The organism is Leifsonia shinshuensis (genome assembly GCF_022606355.1).
In the GTDB taxonomy this organism is placed as follows: Bacteria; Actinomycetota; Actinomycetes; order Actinomycetales; family Microbacteriaceae; genus Leifsonia; species Leifsonia shinshuensis_B.
Genome location: NZ_JAHHZQ010000003.1, coordinates 353,314 through 369,739 on the forward strand (window position 1 = coordinate 353,314; position 16,426 = coordinate 369,739).

At 69.8% G+C, this 16,426-nt stretch carries 18 protein-coding genes; 9 read left to right on the forward strand and 9 right to left on the reverse strand.

Annotation, left to right across the window (positions count from 1 at the left end):
- Window positions 1-2: 2 nt before the first annotated feature.
- Window positions 3-734: a cohesin domain-containing protein gene (locus KNO15_RS13165; RefSeq protein WP_241704188.1), complete on the reverse strand. Its 732-nt coding sequence runs from the start codon at window positions 732-734 to the stop codon at window positions 3-5.
- Between the two features lie 243 nt (window positions 735-977).
- On the opposite strand from KNO15_RS13165, the gene KNO15_RS13170 reads away from it, so the two are divergent.
- The 5 genes from KNO15_RS13170 (at window position 978) to KNO15_RS13190 (ending at window position 4,859) form a co-directional block, all read left to right on the forward strand.
- Complete coding sequence (locus KNO15_RS13170; protein ID WP_241704189.1) at window positions 978-1,604, forward strand: MerR family transcriptional regulator; 627 nt, start codon at window positions 978-980, stop codon at window positions 1,602-1,604.
- Window positions 1,601-2,572 (forward strand): hypothetical protein, encoded by a 972-nt coding sequence (locus tag KNO15_RS13175; RefSeq protein ID WP_241704190.1) that lies wholly within the window; start codon window positions 1,601-1,603, stop codon window positions 2,570-2,572. The genes KNO15_RS13170 and KNO15_RS13175 overlap by 4 nt, the downstream gene beginning before the upstream one ends.
- On the forward strand, window positions 2,569-2,976 hold the full coding sequence (locus KNO15_RS13180; protein ID WP_241704191.1) for a DUF2834 domain-containing protein: 408 nt from the start codon (window positions 2,569-2,571) through the stop codon (window positions 2,974-2,976). Before KNO15_RS13175 ends, KNO15_RS13180 begins: the two co-directional genes overlap by 4 nt.
- Window positions 2,977-3,063: 87 nt before the next feature.
- Entirely contained in the window at window positions 3,064-3,741 is a 678-nt protein-coding gene (locus KNO15_RS13185) for a response regulator (protein ID WP_241704192.1), read from the forward strand.
- Entirely contained in the window at window positions 3,738-4,859 is a 1,122-nt protein-coding gene (locus KNO15_RS13190) for a sensor histidine kinase (RefSeq protein ID WP_241704193.1), read from the forward strand. Before KNO15_RS13185 ends, KNO15_RS13190 begins: the two co-directional genes overlap by 4 nt.
- 38 nt (window positions 4,860-4,897) lie before the next feature.
- Here the strand turns inward: KNO15_RS13190 and KNO15_RS13195 are convergent, their stop codons facing one another.
- Window positions 4,898-5,413, reverse strand: coding sequence for a hypothetical protein (locus KNO15_RS13195; RefSeq protein ID WP_241704194.1), 516 nt, complete (start codon window positions 5,411-5,413; stop codon window positions 4,898-4,900).
- Window positions 5,410-5,667 (reverse strand): DUF2076 domain-containing protein, encoded by a 258-nt coding sequence (locus KNO15_RS13200; protein WP_241704195.1) that lies wholly within the window; start codon window positions 5,665-5,667, stop codon window positions 5,410-5,412. The genes KNO15_RS13195 and KNO15_RS13200 overlap by 4 nt, the downstream gene beginning before the upstream one ends.
- A gap of 227 nt (window positions 5,668-5,894) precedes the next feature.
- Between KNO15_RS13200 and KNO15_RS23140 the strand changes: the two genes are divergently transcribed.
- The 3 genes from KNO15_RS23140 to KNO15_RS13215 all read left to right on the forward strand — a co-directional run bounded on the left by KNO15_RS23140 (window position 5,895) and on the right by KNO15_RS13215 (window position 10,282).
- The gene (locus tag KNO15_RS23140) at window positions 5,895-7,928 is read left to right on the forward strand and encodes a bifunctional lysylphosphatidylglycerol flippase/synthetase MprF (protein ID WP_241704196.1); all 2,034 of its coding nucleotides are present in this window, start codon (window positions 5,895-5,897) and stop codon (window positions 7,926-7,928) included.
- An 8-nt stretch (window positions 7,929-7,936) separates the two neighbouring features.
- A complete protein-coding gene (locus KNO15_RS13210; protein ID WP_241704197.1) occupies window positions 7,937-9,253 on the forward strand; it encodes an alpha/beta hydrolase in 1,317 nt (438 codons plus the stop codon).
- A 141-nt stretch (window positions 9,254-9,394) separates the two neighbouring features.
- A complete protein-coding gene (locus KNO15_RS13215; RefSeq protein ID WP_241704198.1) occupies window positions 9,395-10,282 on the forward strand; it encodes an arginase family protein in 888 nt (295 codons plus the stop codon).
- A 29-nt stretch (window positions 10,283-10,311) separates the two neighbouring features.
- Here KNO15_RS13215 and KNO15_RS13220 read toward each other — a convergent pair whose 3' ends face one another.
- From KNO15_RS13220 to KNO15_RS13230, 4 genes are all read right to left on the reverse strand, one after another.
- Window positions 10,312-10,677: a hypothetical protein gene (locus tag KNO15_RS13220; protein ID WP_241704199.1), complete on the reverse strand. Its 366-nt coding sequence runs from the start codon at window positions 10,675-10,677 to the stop codon at window positions 10,312-10,314.
- A complete protein-coding gene (locus KNO15_RS13225) occupies window positions 10,670-11,632 on the reverse strand; it encodes a sporulation-delaying protein SdpB family protein (protein WP_241704200.1) in 963 nt (320 codons plus the stop codon). Before KNO15_RS13225 ends, KNO15_RS13220 begins: the two co-directional genes overlap by 8 nt.
- Window positions 11,625-12,089, reverse strand: coding sequence for an SdpA family antimicrobial peptide system protein (locus KNO15_RS23505; RefSeq protein ID WP_374113179.1), 465 nt, complete (start codon window positions 12,087-12,089; stop codon window positions 11,625-11,627). The genes KNO15_RS13225 and KNO15_RS23505 overlap by 8 nt, the downstream gene beginning before the upstream one ends.
- 112 nt (window positions 12,090-12,201) lie before the next feature.
- On the reverse strand, window positions 12,202-12,927 hold the full coding sequence (locus KNO15_RS13230; protein ID WP_241704201.1) for a hypothetical protein: 726 nt from the start codon (window positions 12,925-12,927) through the stop codon (window positions 12,202-12,204).
- A 220-nt stretch (window positions 12,928-13,147) separates the two neighbouring features.
- On the opposite strand from KNO15_RS13230, the gene KNO15_RS13235 reads away from it, so the two are divergent.
- Window positions 13,148-13,708, forward strand: coding sequence for a hypothetical protein (locus tag KNO15_RS13235; RefSeq protein ID WP_241704202.1), 561 nt, complete (start codon window positions 13,148-13,150; stop codon window positions 13,706-13,708).
- A 63-nt stretch (window positions 13,709-13,771) separates the two neighbouring features.
- On the opposite strand, the gene KNO15_RS13240 is transcribed toward KNO15_RS13235, so the two are convergent.
- Together KNO15_RS13240 and KNO15_RS13245 are read right to left on the reverse strand one after the other, a co-directional pair.
- On the reverse strand, window positions 13,772-15,208 hold the full coding sequence (locus tag KNO15_RS13240) for an APC family permease (RefSeq protein ID WP_241704203.1): 1,437 nt from the start codon (window positions 15,206-15,208) through the stop codon (window positions 13,772-13,774).
- Between the two features lie 56 nt (window positions 15,209-15,264).
- Window positions 15,265-16,362, reverse strand: a complete 1,098-nt coding sequence (locus KNO15_RS13245; protein ID WP_241704204.1) for an alcohol dehydrogenase catalytic domain-containing protein — start codon at window positions 16,360-16,362, stop codon at window positions 15,265-15,267.
- Between the last annotated feature and the right edge of the window lie 64 nt (window positions 16,363-16,426).

Genomic DNA, 16,426 nt, shown 5'->3' on the forward strand with positions numbered 1-16,426 from the left:
GATCATCGGGCGTCTCCCGTCCGGCGGCGGCGCACGACCACGAGCACGGCGGCGGCACCCACGACGAGGAGGGCGAGCGCGGCGAGCGCGAACGGCAACACATCCGATCCGGTCGACGCGAGGTCATCGGCCGAGGTGGCGGCGGTGGAGCCGGCTCCGTCCGCAGGATCGGTGCCGCCCGCCGGGTCCGTGCTCGCCGTGGGAGTGGGTGTCGGGGTGGTGACCACCGCCGGTTCGACCGTCACGGCCGGGCTGGAGGCGTCGTTCGTCGACGCCGTGACCGTCGAGGCGGCGTCCACCAGCGAGAGGGCGCTCAGCGAGAACGCCGTCGAGCCGGCGGCGACGGCCGAGAATCTCAGCGTGAAGGCGACGTCCCCGGAGAGCGCGGGAGAGGTGCCGAGCCGGGTGGAGGCCAGGTCGACGGTTCCTGTGCCGGTGTGGACGGAGTCGAACCCGCCTGCCGGAGCGACGGCGCTTCCGTCGACGTAGGCGGCGACGGCCGGGTCGAAGGCGACGACCGCCTCGAATCCGTAGACGTCCACCGCCCCGTGGAGGGTCACGGTCACATCGAACGTGTCGCCCTCGGTGACGGACGCGGGTGCGGAGACGGTGGCACTGGACTTCGCCGGGGCGGCGATGGCGGGCACGGCGGCGCTCAGCGCGAGGCCGAGGCCAGCGGCGGTCGCGCCGGCGACCGCGAGGAGGCGCACGAGTCGCCTGGGTTTCTGGTGCATTCGGGTGGGGCCTTCCTCGTTCGACACAGGGGGATGGCCGAGGCCCCGCTGTCAGCCGGAGATGCTGAGGACGCGGCTCCATCGACGAGAAGGACGTTACGGACCCGCTATTTCCGGCAGAGCGCGATCGTGTTTCTGAGTGATTACACAGATTGGGACGGTCACCCTGGAGGACGGCTGGAAGCGCTCGTCCGCCTCGCTCCGCACTGGTAGCACCACTACCGGTAGTGGTACTATCAGCGCGTGCTCATCTCTGAACTCTCCGAGCGGACCGGTACGCCGGCCGCCACCATCAAGTACTACGTGCGCGAGAACCTGCTGCGGGCCGGCGAGCGGGTCGGCGGCAATCGCACGGAGTACACCGACGAGCACGAGCGCCGGCTGAAGCTGATCCGGGCCATGCTGGAGGTCGGAAAGCTCTCCATCGCCGCGGTGCGCACCGTGCTCGATGCGCTCGACGAGCCGGACGCCCCGGTCATCCTCGCGTTCGACGCCGCCCAGCAGGCGGTCTCCCGGTCCGCTGTACCGGACGTGGCCCCGCCGAGCGCACCGGCTCTCGAGCGGGTGGATGCGCTCATCGCCCGCGCCGGCTGGCACGACTGCGACGACAACATCGGCCGCGGCATCGCCGCCCAGGTGATCGACGCGTTCGACAACGCCGGCTTCCCGCTGCCCGACGACTACCTCGACAGCTACGCGGCCGCCGCGCGGCTGCAGGCCGAAGCCGACCTCGACACGGTCGGCATCCTCCCCGATCCCGCGCGCATGACCGAGCTGGTCGTGGTCGGCACGGTGCTCGGGGACACCCTCGCACTCGGTCTGCGCCGGATGGCGCAGGCCGTCGTCACGACCGAAAGAAGAACGCCATGAAGTCCGTCTTCGCGTGGCACCGTCCGCTGATGACGGTCGCCACGCTGATGCTCGTGAGCACCGTCGTCTGTCTCGTCGGCCTCCTCGTCGATCCCCGGCAGGTCACCGGCCTTGACGTGTGGGCCAAGCCCCTCAAGTTCTCGATCTCGATCCTGCTCTACAGCGTGACCTGGGCGTGGCTCATCGCCCACCTCCCGCGCTGGCGGCGCCCCGCGCACATCGCGGGGACCGTCATCGCCTTCGCGCTGATCGTGGAGCAGGCACTCATCCTCGGCGCCGCCGCCGCAGGGACCACCAGCCACTTCAACGTCTCGACGCCGCTCGCGACAGCGATCTGGGCGACGATGGCCGTCTCGATCACCGTGCTCTATGTCTGCACCTTCCTGACCACGATCGCGGCGTTCTTCCTGCGCCTGCCGACCGCGTCCACGACGCTCGCGGTGCGCGCGGGCGCGGTGATCGCGCTCGCGGGCATGGGGCTCGCATACCTGATGACCGGCCCCACGTCGCAGCAGCTCGACGACTTCCAGGGCATCGCCGGAGCACACACGGTCGGCCTCCCCGACGGCGGCCCCGGCCTCCCGCTGCTCGGTTGGAGCACCGTGGCGGGCGACCTGCGCATCCCGCACTTCGTCGGGATGCACGCCCTGCAACTGCTGCCCCTCTTCGCGATCCTGCTCGGCTGGGCGGGGCGACACTGGCGCCCGCTCGCCGACGACCGCGTGCGCCTGCGGCTCGTGATCGTCGCGACGGCGGTGTACGCCGGCACCGTCGCCCTCGTGACGTTCCAGGCGCTCGCCGGCCAATCGATCGTCCGGCCGAGCGGGGTGTACCTCTGGGGCGGCTGGGCCCTGACACTCGGCGGCGTGATCGCTGGGGTGCTGGTGATCCTCACGGGGCGGAGGCCGCGACCGCACGAGCAGTCCGCCTCGCGCCGCGCGCCCGACCCGGTCGGAGCCGGCCGGTGACGGCCGCGTCGACAGGCCGACGGAGCGGCCACGGGAACGGAAGTTGGAACGGCCGCGCGACCACCTACCTCGTGCTCGCGATCCTCGGCCTGATCGGCACCTGGACCTGCAACATCGTCGCCATCGCCACGCACCGCGACTATGTCGGCGACTGGATCGGCAGCGGCCCCGCCGTGCTGTCGCTCACGGTCGACGTGCTGGTCGCGGCGGTCGCCGCCGCCGTCTTCATGGCGATCGAGTCGCGGCGCATCGGCCTGCGCCGCGGCTGGATCTACATCGTGCTGATCCCGCTCGTCGCCCTGGCCTTCGCACTGCCGCTGTTCCTCGCAATGCGCGAGCGGTGCCTGGCGAGCCGCGAGGCCGCGCACGCCCCGGCAGGATCACCCCGTCGATCGGCGGGGTGATCCGGCCGACCGGCCGTCTGCGGGCACCGGCGTCTGCCGGGTAGCGTTGGGAGGTCGGCGTGCGGTCGAGAGCGACAGGAGGTCCGCGTGATCCGGGTGGTCGTGATCGACGATGAAGCACTGGTGCGTTCCGGTTTCAGTCTGATCCTGAACTCCGTGGACGACATCTCCGTCGTCGGCACTGGCACCGGAGGGGAGGCGCTCCAGGTCATCCAGGCCGAGAAGCCCGACGTCCTCCTGCTCGACATCCGGATGCCCGATGTGGACGGCCTGGCGGTGCTCAACAGCATCCGGCGGATCAGCCCACGACCGGCGGTGGCGATGCTGACCACCTTCGACGCGGACGAATACATTCTCACCGCGTTCCGGCTCGGCGCCTCCGGCTTCGTCCTGAAGGACACCGAGCCGCGCCAGCTCGCCGACTTCGTGCGGGTGCTCGCCGGAGGCGGCGTGGTCCTCTCGCCCAAGGCCTCCCAGTCGCTGGTGCAGAACCACCCGGCGTTCGCGAGCGTGCTCGACGAGGAGGCGGCCCGCGTCGAACTGCTCACCGACCGCGAACGCGACGTGCTCGTCCTGGTCGCCGAAGGTCTCTCGAACACCGACATCGGGCAGCGGCTGTTCCTCGGCGCCGGCACAGTGAAGGACCACGTCAGCGCGATCCTGGCCAAGCTGGGCGTGAGCAGCCGCGTCCAGGCGGCGCTGGCCGCGCAGCGCTCCGGGCTCCTCGACCGGCAGGACCGAGCGGGAGGGTCGGCCGGATCGTGAGCCGCATCGCAGCCCTGTGGCGGCGCCTCCCCGCCCCTGTCATCGATGTGCTCGCGGTCCTGCTCGCCGGACTCGACGCGGTGCTGGCGGCCTGGGGCGACCGGCCGCTTCCCCCGATCGAGATCGCCGGCATCGTCCTGGCGTGCGGCGTGCTGCTGCTGCGGCGCCGGTTCCCCCTGATCGTGTTCCTGCTGACCATCCCGGCGACGCTGTCCGAAGGCCTCGTCGCCGCCCCGATGATCGCCCTCTTCACGCTGTCGCGGAGGACGCGCAACCGCTGGCTGCTGGTCGGCTGCGCCGCGCTCTTCGCCGTGGCGAGCGCGTTGCCGTGGCCGTTCGCCGGCGCGGAGAAGGTCGATCAGGTGGGGGTGTTCGTCTACTTCGTGTACCAGCTGGCGACCGCGGCGACGCCCGTCATCCTCGGCCAGCTGGTGGAGGCACGAGGCGACCTGGCCCGTCAGCTCGTCGAGATCCGGCGCTCCAAGGCGCACGAGCAGAGCCTCTACGCCGAGTCGCTCCTCGCCCGCGAGCGCGCGCAGCTGGCGAGGGAGATGCACGATGTCGTCTCGCACCAGGTCAGTCTCATCGCCGTGCAGGCGGCGGCCCTGCGCGTCACCGCCACGACGGAGGAGGGGCGCGCGGGCGCCGAGACGATCCGCGAGCTGAGCGTGACGACGCTGGACGAACTGCGCACGATGGTCGCCGTCCTGCGGATGGCGGGCTCGTCGAGCCCCGGACTCACGCCGCAGCCGACCATGGCCGACATCCAGACGCTCATCACGAACAGCGGCATGGAGGTCACCCTGACCGGCACGCTCTCCCCCGAGGTGCCCGCCCCCGTGCAGCGCGCCATCTACCGCACCGTGCAGGAAGCGCTCACCAACGCGCGCAAGCACGCTCCCGGCGCCCCGGTCACCGTCGCGCTGCACCAGGGCGGCGACGCGGTCGGCGCAGAGATCACGAACGGCCCGGCCGTTCACCGGCCGCTGGGGCTCCCCGGGTCGCGGGTCGGTCTGGTCGGCCTGCGGGAACGCAGCGAGCTGCTCGGCGGGGACTTCTCCGCCGGCCCCGAACCCGATGGCGGGTTCGCCGTTCAGGTGAGCTTCCCGGTGCGCTGAGCCCGCGCTGAGCCAGGCTGAGCCCGCTCGAGCCGGCCTCAGGTCTGCCGCAGCTCGAACCTCCAGACGACGTCGAGCGTCCCATGGTCGGGAAGCTCGAAGCGCGACCGCACCACGACCGCGCGGGTGGTCGGCCGGATCGGCACCTCGATCGAGAGGCTCCCCGCCCGCGGGGTCTGCCGGCAGTCCGGCCCGGTCAGGCAGTCGTACTGGTCGCCCCCGTCGGCCGGGCCCCCGTGCGCGTCCAGGCGCTCGAAGGTCCCGACGTAGAGCACGCGTGCCCGGAAGCCGCTGACCAGCCGCAGTCGCAACCGGTCACGGCTGGGCACCGCGACGTGCTGCCGGCCCGCGTGCGCGTCCCGCATGCTCCTGCGGGTCGCGCCCTCCAGACGGTACCCGTACGCGTACGGGTCGAGCGCGTGGTACCGTACCGAGAGCGACGGGAGGACGAGCCCGTCGCCCACACCGTCCGTCCGGTCGGGCTGCGCCGGGCCGCAGCCCGTGAGGAGCACCAGCACGAGCGCGACGACGAAGGCCCCGACCGTCCTCCTCACTTGCGGCCGAACCGCCCGACGAGCCCGCGGAAGGTCCCGTCCGAAGGGGCCGCTCCGGCCGCAGTGTCGGCGGTCGCACCTTCGCGCGGCTGCTGCCGGTCGATGACCGTCTGCACCAGGTAGTACAGCGCATCCGGTTGCGAGCCGATCAGGTGGCCGATCAGCTCGGCGGCCTGGAGGTCCTTCTGCACCGGCGACGCCAGGCGGATCGACTCCGCCAGGTCGGCGATGAGCGTGACGTCCCTGGTCTGCATGGTCTGGTCCTCCGAACGGATCGACGGCGCCCCGGAGCGAACGCCTCCCTTCCATGGTCGAAGCCGTCCCCGACGGAACGCACCCGCCGACTGGTGGCCGCACACGGACGACCGGCGGGCCATCGCGAGCGGGGTCATCCCTGCGACGGATGCGGACCACCCGACCGGCGGGAGCAATCCGCTGCTCGGCCGATTCGCCGGCTCGGCCGGACTGCCAGCCTGAGAGGGTGAGAACCACCATCGCCCGGCACGCGTCGGTCCTGCTCCAGTACCCCGCCACCATCGCCGTCACGATCTTCGCGATCGGGGCGGCGGCGCTGCGTCTGCAGACCGTGAACGAGCCCGCGTTCCCCGCGCCGTGGATCGGTTTCGTCTTCTGGATCGTGCTCGTCGCGGCGATGACACTGGCCGAGCGGCTCCTCGGCACGTTCGTCGCCCTGCTGGCCGGCTCCGTGAGCACCGCGGCCGCGCTCCTGGCGACGTGGGGCGCACTGACCGCCGTGTCGCGACTGGGCGAGGCGTTCTCGACGGAGGCGCTGCAGCATCCGCTGTGGGCGCCGTCGGTCGCGACCGCCGCCCTGCTCGGCGCGGCGAGTGCCCGGATGAAGCCGCGGACCCGGACGACGCTGCGCTGGTTCACGGTGGGCGGCGCGGTGGCACTGATGCTCGCGAACGGGCACGCATCGGACGTCGCGCGCGTACTGGCCGTCGTCTTCGGCATCCTCGCCGGATCCATCGGGCTGGGCGGCACGAGCGAATGGCGGTGGGGCAGCTCGGCGCGGGCGCGGCTGCGCCGCTCCGTCAGCGCGGTCCTCATCCTGGTCGGGGCCAGCGTCATCACGACGCTCGTCGCGCCGTACGCCGCCGGTGTCAGCACCGCTGTCGTCTTCACGCTCGATCCGCAGCTGACCGCCGCCGTCGGGCTCGCTCTCATCGCCAGTGCGCTGCTGGTGCTGAACGGCCGCCGCTGCACCCTCGCCCTCGCCCTCGTGGTGCTCGTCGTCGTCGCCGTGGTCCTCACGGTGACGGCGGTCGAGCTGGTCGGCGACGACGGCGGCCTGCAATGGACCGCTCTCACCCCGGAAGACATCGAGTGGACCGTCACCCTCTTCGCCGTCGCCCTCCTGCCCGCCGTCGCCGCGGTCGTGCTCGCCGTGACGGCACGAGCCCTGCTGCGCAAGAAGGCCCCGACTCCGACGCCGGCCGATCGAGCGCTCCTCCGCCTCACGGCGCGCGAGTCCGGCGCCGGCTCGCTCGCGCACATGGCGACCTGGAACGGCAACTCGCTCTGGTTCGCCGACGACGGGGCGGTCGTGGCCTACCGGGTCAGCCGGGGCGTCGCGTTCACCGTGTCCGACCCCATCTGCCACGATGATCGCATGACAGAGACCGTGCGCGGCTTCGCCTCGCACTGCGAACAGCAGGGGTGGGTCCCCGTGTTCTACAGCGTTCACGACGAGGTCGCCGACCTCGCGGGCACGCTCGGCTGGGCGCGAGTCCCCGTCGGGGTCGAGGCGGTGCTCCCGCTGGCGGGCTTCCAGCTCTCCGGAAAGCGCCGCCAAGACCTCCGAACCGCGATGAACCGCGCGGAGCGGGAGGGAGTGGAGGCCCGCTGGGACCGCTACGACGATCTGCCCGTCGCCCTCCGCGACCAGGTCGTGTCGATCTGCACCTCGCGGCGCTCTGGCACGTCACTGCCCGAGATGACCTTCACGCTCGGCGGGCTGGACGAGCTCGCGGATCCCGACACCTTCCTGATGCTCGCCGTCGATCGCAACGGCCGCGTGCACGGCGTCACGAGTTGGCTCCCGGTCTTTCGCGACGGCGAGCTGCACGGCTGGACGCTCGATGTGATGCGCCGCGACGACCGCGCGATGCCCGGTGTGATGGAGTTCCTCATCGTCTCCACGGCCCTCCGCGCCATCGCTGACGGCCTGGAGGAGATCAGCCTGTCCGGCACCCCGCTCGCGCCGCACGGCACGCAGCGCACACTCCTCTCCCGCCTGTCGGCGAGCGTTGTGCGGCTGCTCGAGCCCGCGTACGGCTTCCGCACGCTGCGCCGCTTCAAAGAGAAGTTCCTGCCGGAGCCGCGCCCGCTGTGGATGCTCTACCCGCGCCACTCCCAGCTGCCCAGGATCGGGCCGGCCCTGGCGCACGCCTACGCTCCGACCCTCGGATTCCGCGACCTCGTGCGACTGCAGGCCCTCCACCGCCCCAAGCCGGACGCACAGCTCGCCGGCCGCCTCAGCGGACAGGGCTGACCCCGCAGATGATCGACGCGCTCCTCTCCCTCGACATCCTCGACGGGCTGTTCCCGATCGCCGTCTTCGTGCTGGGCGCCGCAGCGCTGGTGGTGCTCCTGCTCCGGCCGCCGACCCGCCCGTGGCTGCGCGCTCTCGCGATCGCGGTCGTCGCCGGCGGCGCCTCCGCCGTGCTGCTCTGGCTGGTCTGCGTGCGCTGGCTCGACCTGTTCGGCGGGTCGCTGGGGATCGCCACCTACCTGTGGACGGCCGCGACCTGCATGGCGGTGGCCGTCGCCGTCGTGTCGCTCCACCGGACCCGCTGGTGGCGGCGGATCGTCGCCTCGGCCGCCGTCGTCGTGTTCCTGGTGTGCGGCGTGGTCGGGATCAACGCCGCGTTCGGGTTGAACCGCACCGTCGGCAACCTCCTCAACGTCGTCGTCCCGCATCCGGTGCGCCTGGCACCGCCCTCGGCCCACGGCGCCTCCCCCGAAGTCGGTTCCCTCTGGTCGCATTGGCGTCCGCCCGCGGGGATGCCGCAGACCGGCGAGCAGGGCACGGTGCAGATCCCGGCCAAGGCCAGCGGCTTCCACGCGCGCTCCGCGGGGATCTACCTGCCGCCCGCGGCACGCACCTCCAATCCTCCTCGGCTGCCCGTGGTGGTGATGCTGATGGGGCAGCCGGGCAATCCCGACCCCGGGCCGGTCGGTCAGGTGCTCGACGCGTTCGCACAGCACAACCACGGTCTCGCCCCGATCGTCGTCGTCGCCGACCAGCTGGGTCCGGGAGGCGACGACACCGGCTACCTCGACTCCGCCCGTTTCGGCAAGGTATACACCTACCTGACCGAGGATGTGCCCGCGTTCATCAGCTCGCACTTGAACGTGCTCAGCGATCACCGCTTCTGGACCATCGCCGGCTACTCCAACGGCGGTCAGTGCGCGATCTCCATCGGCAGCAAGCGTCCCGACCTCTTCCGCACGATCGTCGACGTCTCCGGCGAGGAGTTCCCGGGATCGACGAACCCGAAGCAGTCGCTCCGGGACCTGTTCGCCTCCGACCAGGCCGCCTACGACCGGGCGAAGCCCCTCGCGATCCTGTCGGGGAAGCAGCTGCGGACGACCACGGCCGTCTTCACCGCCTGCGTGGACGATCCGCACTACCTCGGTGTCGCTCGAGAGTTGTCGGAGGCCTCGAAGGCCGCGGGCATGAACGTCACCATGCACGCACTGCCCAGCGGCGGCCACACCCTGCGCGCCCTGCTCGGGGGCCTGAACGCCGCGTTCAGCGACGTCTACCCCGTCCTCGATCTCTCCCGGCCGGGAGAGCCGGCCCGTGGCGGATGACGCGCGGCGCAGAGGGGCCGGGGCGGGCGCCCCGAGCACCCCACCCGGGCGGCACCACTTTTGGGTGGGGCTGCAGCCGGCCGACTGCACATAACCTGACTCCATCGTTCCCACGCGCTGACCCGAAAGGCGCCGGTTGAAATGAACTCCGTCGTCGACCTCACCTCGGCTCCGGCCGCGGCTGCCTCGCGGCCGCCGGACGTCGGCGCCCCCTCACGCGCCTCCGTGACCGCGTTCGTGGACGGTGTCTCCGGTCACAACGACCGCGCCAGGCAGGCCACGCTCGCACTGGCGCTGGAGCTCGGGCGCCGCCTCGACACCCCGGCATCCGTCGTCGGCGAGGGATCGGCCGCTCCGGCGCGCAGTCTCGGCTGGCGGGCCGCCCTCCAACAGTCGCGGCCCGAGCTCGATGCGCTGGGCGAGATGGCCGCGCGGTCGCTGAAGAGCAGCCGGTTCAGCGCCTTCTGCGTGACCAGGAACGCCGCGGCCATCGCCACCCTCCCCGCCGTCGCCCGCGCGTTCCCGGACGCCGCGGTGGTGTGGATGGGCGCCCACCCGTGCCTGCACACGCCCGGCACCACCCGCACCGGCGACCTGAGCGGGATGGCCCTCGCCGGCGCGACCGGCCTCTGGTCGTCGGGCCACGGCGGCGGGCTCGCGCTGTCCAACGTCATCCTGCTCGGCGCCCGTGACCTGGACAGGGCGGAGAAGCACGTGATCGCCAACTCGCCGATCCGGCAGGTCGCCACCGGCCCGCGGCTGCAGGAGGAGCTGGCCGCGACGATCGCCGGCCGCGACGTCTTCGTTCACTTCTCGGCCGACGTGCTGCGGCCCGGCATCGTCCCCACCGACTTCCAGGTGGCGGACGGGCTCACCATCGACACGGTCGCGGCGACGGCGCGCACCCTCGCCGGCGAGCGCGTGGTGGGCCTCGAGATCAGCGAGCTGGAGCACGACCCCACCGACCGTTTCAGCACCTCCGCCCAGCTCATCGTCGAGATGCTGACGCCGCTCCTCCCCCGGGGGTGACGCCGAGACGTGAGGGACCGGTCCGCCCGTCATCGATCAGAGAGAGCATCCAGAAGAGCCTGTTTCGAGCGTTCGGCGTCACCCACCGAGAGGTACAGCTGCTGGAAGTGCTGCCCCTGGTCGATGGCGACTCCGAGAGCATCGCCAGAGCCCGAGTAGTTCCAGAAGTGCCGTTCACCGTTCGGGTGAAAGGTGCCGGACAGCTTTCCCATGAAGTCCAGCCCGGGCCCACGCCATCCGGTGGGGATTCTGCTCGGAGCGTGCTCGATGCGCACGTCCGTGATACTCGTCAGTGGGACGACCACTTCACGTCGGCAGCACCACAGACGATCCCAGCCACGCGGCCGCACGATCAGCGAGTCGGCCGTCACCCGCAGTTCGTTCCGGTCAGACAAGTGAGCCCCCTTGGGGTGACGGGCGGCGTGAGATCGACCTGGGACGAATGAGTTCCCGTATCCTCGTACAGAGTTCCTTGGGAACGACATCTTCCAGTCGACAGAACCTCGATCCAACGGCACAGATCACGACGCCGATCATGATGAGCCCGAAGCTTCCGAGCCCGATGAGGGCAATGATTAGGACGTGCAAGAACGTGCACATCAGGATTGCCGTCCGAGCGGCGAACTTGTTGGGGACGAAGATGAGGATCGCGATGCACAACTCGATGACGATTGCGCCCCACGATGACGCAAGCGTGATAACAGGATGCGTGGTCAAGTCGCGCGCGACCTGCCCGACTAGACCGCTCGCACCGAACATCTCTTGGCGAGTGACGTAGTACATTTGCGTCCCTTCCGCCCACGTCTCGACGGCAAACTTCGCTGTTGCACTATCGAAGTAGATGTACGCGACCTGGACACGCACTGCGATCTGGGCTCCCTTCGAGATGCCGCGCCACGTGATGGATCTGGATTCGCCTTGCATCCAGTGCCACACTCGCGAATCGCCCAGGTAGACGAAGATGAGCAACAACGTGATGTTGGCGGCAATGAGATCTCCGCCGTCTGGCAGCGACAGGACTCCGACGAAGGACACGCTTACATAGGCATGAAGTAGGCACGTGTATCGAGGAAGGACTCCGGACGCGACGGCAAGGAGAACCAATATTGTCAGGATGGATGCGCTCTGTTGCGAGTCCATCGTGCAGAAGAGTGATATCTGTCCGAGATAGTCGGCACACGCAGATTCGAACGTTGCGTCGCCCACGGGTACGAAGAAGCCCCGCGTATCCGAGAAAAGCAACACGCTTGCTTGAGCGAGCGCGACGATCGAGCGCCCTAGCCCGACTGCAGGAGAAACGGCCCACAGCTTCCCGACCGAGTTGAGACCAGTGGAGATATGGCTAGTCACAATCGATATCAACCTTCACAGCGCGCGTGTCGACTCGCCAGCCGTTGTATTCAGTTCTGAATGACCAATCCACAGGCTCGGTCTCGGCCAGAACGAGGCTTCCGCACAACGAAGGAAAGTTGGAGAGATTCTCGATCGATTGCCCTGGATCTTGACTCGCCGCCGCAACACAATCACCGGCGACTGATACGCATTCGGTCCAGGCCCCCGGAGGGACTCTCATCGCTAGATTTGCCAGTTCCGGTCCCTGCGCTCGTTGCGTTCTAGCGAAACCGAATCCATTTTTAGCGAGCGAGTTCGGGAAGTTCGTCGCTTTCGCGACGCTCGACCCGTCCACGGAGTAGGCAGCGTACTCACAGTCGGTGGGAGGCTTGGTGAAAAAGGGCCACGACTGAGGGAAAAGGGGCAGCAGATGCTTTCGGAGCGGATCTCCCTCTTGCTCTCGGGGATACAACACAGTGCTGTCAGCGGACAGGAACGCAGATAGAGCAATGATCGAAACGAGAGCGGTGGCCGAGATCGCCGAGGCGACCTTCTCTCGCAACGCGGTCGTGACTCGCAACTGAACGCTAGGAGGCAAGCGCCCTTACCGTGCTCTCGCGAAGGCGATTCATATCCATCGGCGAACTCGAACCTTCGACGTCGTCCAGGTAGGCCACGAAGACGCCCCCGACGAGCGCGATCGCCATTGCAGCGGCGGCAATCGTCGCTGCTACACCGACGGTCGTCGCGACCACCGCGGCATTTGCAACAACGGCGGCGTTCCAGACCCAGACCAGGTTTCCTCTTGCTCGCACCGTGAACTGGTTCGTCGCGGCGTTTGCGCGGATTTCGCTGAACACTTCATCAGTTTCGACGAACTTGATGAAGTCCATCATGAAACCGTTCAGGCCGCGGTTGATCTTGATCGGATCCCCGCTCTTGATGGCTGGTGCCCACGTGCTCGCATAGTCGGGGTACTCAACTATGAACTTCTCGGTGACGAGCGAGAGACCCTCCTCGTTTGTTTGCATAGGCACGTTTGAGAAACCCAACTCTCGCGCTAGTTCGGGGTGGGCCTCGGCCAACGGGCCCGTGCCGGTCAAAAGGAGAATCAGCAGGTCGCGATCGGTACCCGCGGCAATCCGGGAGTCGAACCGCGACGTAGCTGCGACGGCGCGGGACTCGTCATTCAGTACGACCTCGGTTGAGGTCGCGCCGCGATCGTCGGCGTATGCGGCGGTTGCGCCGGTCGTCGACAACACGACGATTAGCGCGGCCGACAGAACCCGACCAAACCCTTTAGAGATACGCATCGTTGCTCCTTTGAGGACTACTTCAAGGCGCCCACCGTGAACGCACTAGGAAGAATGTGAACAACAATAGCGTAAAAGGAAACATTTCAGCCCAGGTTAGGGAGGCGTTCCGCCGCGGTGTGCCGGTGCCTGTGAAACCGCGCGCGACCGCCGTCGCGCCGGAGCTCCGGCGGGGCGAACACCCGCTCCCACCCGTACGCCCCCGCGGTACCATCCCGGCATGCTGATCGCGCGACTCCAGTCCCTCGGGCTCGTCGTCGGGCCGGCGCTCTTCGCGCTCTCCCCGCTGTTCTGGGTCGGCGGGCACTACGGGATCGTCGGGGGGATGCTGATCGCCGTCGCAACGGTCCCCTGGGTGTACGGCCTCCTCGGCGAGTACGGGAGGCTGCGCCCGCTGCTGCCACGCATCGCGGGACTGTGGCTGCTGTTGGTGCTGCTGGGCATGTTCGGCACCATCGCCTTCGGTCTGCAGGGCTTCTTCGAGGGGGTCTTCGGGGTGGCAGACCGGACGGCCTTGGACGCGTTCGCGGACTATCCGCCGTGGGGTGCAGCGGTGCTGCTGCTGTCGGGTCCGGTGTTCCCGTTCGCGCTGCTGATCCTCGGGATCCTGCACTGGAGGACTCGGCTCTCGCCGCGCTGGACGGCGGGCCTGCTGTGTGCAGCGGCCGTGCTCTTCCCGCTCGCGCGCCTCCTGCGCCTCGAGCCGCTCGCCGTGGCCGCGGATCTGCTCATGCTCGCCGCGTTCTGCGTGCTGGCGTGGCGGTCCTGGCCGCGCCGATAGCCGAAAGGGCCCGCACCGGCCGAAGGGGGGCGGCCGGTGCGGGCAGTCGATGGCCGGCCGGGACTAGCCGACTCCCTCCAGCGCGTCCGTCTCGGTGTTGCCGATGTTCTGGATGACCTCCGGGCGGCGCCGCTTCAGGTAGACGAACCAGAGCACGGCCCCGACCAGTGTCAGCAGGAAGAGGTACGGGATCACGTTGAGCGGAAAGGCGGGCACGGGCCACACGTTGGCGAAGAACACGTAGGCCATCGCCGCGACGGCGACGACCGCGCACACCCACACCAGCCGGTTCCGCATGCCCGCGCGCCGGGTGTAGGCGATGCAGGCGATCGCGACCAGCGCGTAGGCGACCATGTAGCCGTAGGTGCCGTAGGTGTCGACCCAGACCGTGATGTCCATCGGGTTGGCGCCGACGGCCAGCAGGATCACGTCGAGCAGGATCGCGGCGGGGCCGGCGACCAGGAGGACGCGGTGCGGCGTGAGGTGACGCTCGTGGGTGCGGCCGAAGCGCTCGGGGAGGACGCCCTCCTTGCCCATCACGTACATGACCCGGCCGACCACGTTGAGCGGGGCGACCACGACGGCGAAGAACGAGGCGCCGACGCCGAAGGTGAGGATGGGTGCGAACCACGACGGCATCCCGATCAGCTTCGCGATGTCCTCCAGCGGGCTGGCGCTGGTGGCGAGGTGCTCGTGCAGCACGGCGATCTGCGTGTAGGCGGCGAACACGTAGAGCACGCCGACGACGACGGCGCTCCACATGATGGCCCGCGGGATCGCCGTGTAGGGGTTCTTGGCCTCGCGGCCGAGCGCGTCGGCCGAGGAGAAGCCGACGAAGCCGAGGATGCCGAGCACCATGCCGGCGGCGACGCCCTGGAAAGACGAGCCCTGCGCGATCACCTGCGCCGGGTCCCAGGCGCTCGGGCCGGCCCAGACGAGCGCAGCGATCAGCAGGATCGTGATGATCGTGACCGACACCAGTTCGAGCACGAGCGAGACGCGGGCCGAGAGGCGGATGCCGCGGATGGTGAACAGCGTCGCCAGGCCGCCGAGGACGATCGCGAGCCCGATGTACCAGCCCGCGCCTCCCGCCGGGACTCCGAGCAGCACCAGGAACTGGTTGAAGTACGACACCGCACCGCCCAGCGAGCCTGCGGCGATGCCCCAGCAGCCGATGACCAGCGTGACGCCGGCCAGGTAGGCGCCGGTCGGGCCGAGCCCCTTGGCGACGTACGTGTAGAGCGAGCCGGCCGACGCGTGCTTGCGGGCGAAGACCACGACGCAGTAGCCCACGCACAGGATCACGATGGTGGCCAGCAGGAACGAGTAGATGGTGCCGTTCCCCGCGCCGACGAAGATCGCGGCGGCGGTGAAGGCGATGACGGCGCTGGGGGCGATGTTGGCGATCGCCTGGGCGGCCAGTTCGGGGCCGCTCATGACACCGTGCCGCAGGCCGGCGTCGGCGGCCGGCGTTGCCGCCTTGCTCTGGGTGGTTGACATGGCTCTCCTGTGAGTCTGTTCGGGGCGTTCGGGGTGGGGGGTCGGGTGGAGCGGGACTACGGGATGAGGAGCGTGCGCAACACGGAGCCGGACTCGAGGTCGTCGAAGGCCTGGGCCGCCTCCGCCAGGGGTCGCCGGCCCGAGATCAGCGGGTCGAGTTTGAGCTGGCCGTCCATGTAGCGGTCGACCAGGGCGGGGATGTCGATGGAGGGGCGCACCGATCCGTAGTTGGAGCCGAGGATGCGCTGGTCGGCCTCCGCGAGCACGAGCGGCTCGAAGGAGGCCTTCGCCCCTGTCGGCGGCAGGCCGACGATGACGGCGGCGCCGCCCAGGCCGAGCATGCGGATGGCCTGCTCGGTGGTGGAGGTGCGGCCGATCGCGTCGAAGGCGTAGTCGACGCCGTCGGGGATCAGGTCGAAGAGCTGCTCGACGGCGTCGGCCTGCGACGCGTCGATGCGGTCGGTGGCGCCGAACTGCAGCGCCATCTGGGTCTTGTCGGCCAGCACGTCGATCGCGACGATCCGCTCGGCGCCGGCCAGGCGGGCGCCCTGCACGACGTTGAGGCCGACACCGCCGCAGCCGATCACGGCGACGGTGGAGCCCGGCTCGACCGCGGCCGTGTTGAGCACGGCGCCGACACCGGTCGCGACCGCGCAGCCGACGACGGCGATGATGTCGAGGGGCGCGTCGTCGCGCACCTTCACCGCACCGGAGGCCGGGACCACGACCTCCTCGGCGAAGGAGGACACCCCGAGGTAGTGGTGGATGGTCTCGCCGTCGCGCGACAGGCGGGAGGTGCCGTCGAAGAGCACGCCCTTGGGGGCGACCACGCTCGCCACCTTCTGGCAGCGCGCCTCGTGGCCGGAGCGGCAGTAGCGGCACTCGCCGCACGGCGGCACCCAGCTGAGCACGACGTGGTCGCCGATGGCCAGCGAGCTGACGCCCTCGCCGAGCGCGGTCACGACGCCGGAGCCTTCGTGACCCATGACGAGCGGGGCCGGTGCGTCCCACTCGCCGCGCTTGACGTGCAGGTCGGAGTGGCAGACGCCGGCCGCTGCGATGCGGACGCGCACCTCGCCGGCGCCGGGCTCCGCGAGGTCGACCTCGGCGACCTCGATGGGAGCGGACGGTTCGGTGAAGATGACGGCCTGCATCGGTACTCCTTCGTGTGCGGTACTCGCTCGATGCTAAGAGTCGGCTTCGCGAGGTGTCATTCAC

What these genes read in the sequence shown, in the direction of transcription:
- KNO15_RS13175 (WP_241704190.1), top strand. Translation starts at nt 1,601, where the DNA reads ATGAAGTCCGTCTTCGCGTGGCACCGTCCGCTGATGACGGTCGCCACG.
- KNO15_RS13165 (WP_241704188.1), bottom strand. Translation starts at nt 734, where the DNA reads ATGCACCAGAAACCCAGGCGACTCGTGCGCCTCCTCGCGGTCGCCGGC.
- KNO15_RS13245 (WP_241704204.1), bottom strand. Translation starts at nt 16,362, where the DNA reads ATGCAGGCCGTCATCTTCACCGAACCGTCCGCTCCCATCGAGGTCGCC.
- KNO15_RS13210 (WP_241704197.1), top strand. Translation starts at nt 7,937, where the DNA reads ATGATCGACGCGCTCCTCTCCCTCGACATCCTCGACGGGCTGTTCCCG.
- KNO15_RS13215 (WP_241704198.1), top strand. Translation starts at nt 9,395, where the DNA reads ATGAACTCCGTCGTCGACCTCACCTCGGCTCCGGCCGCGGCTGCCTCG.
- KNO15_RS13230 (WP_241704201.1), bottom strand. Translation starts at nt 12,927, where the DNA reads ATGCGTATCTCTAAAGGGTTTGGTCGGGTTCTGTCGGCCGCGCTAATC.
- KNO15_RS13235 (WP_241704202.1), top strand. Translation starts at nt 13,148, where the DNA reads ATGCTGATCGCGCGACTCCAGTCCCTCGGGCTCGTCGTCGGGCCGGCG.
- KNO15_RS13240 (WP_241704203.1), bottom strand. Translation starts at nt 15,208, where the DNA reads ATGTCAACCACCCAGAGCAAGGCGGCAACGCCGGCCGCCGACGCCGGC.
- KNO15_RS13200 (WP_241704195.1), bottom strand. Translation starts at nt 5,667, where the DNA reads ATGCAGACCAGGGACGTCACGCTCATCGCCGACCTGGCGGAGTCGATC.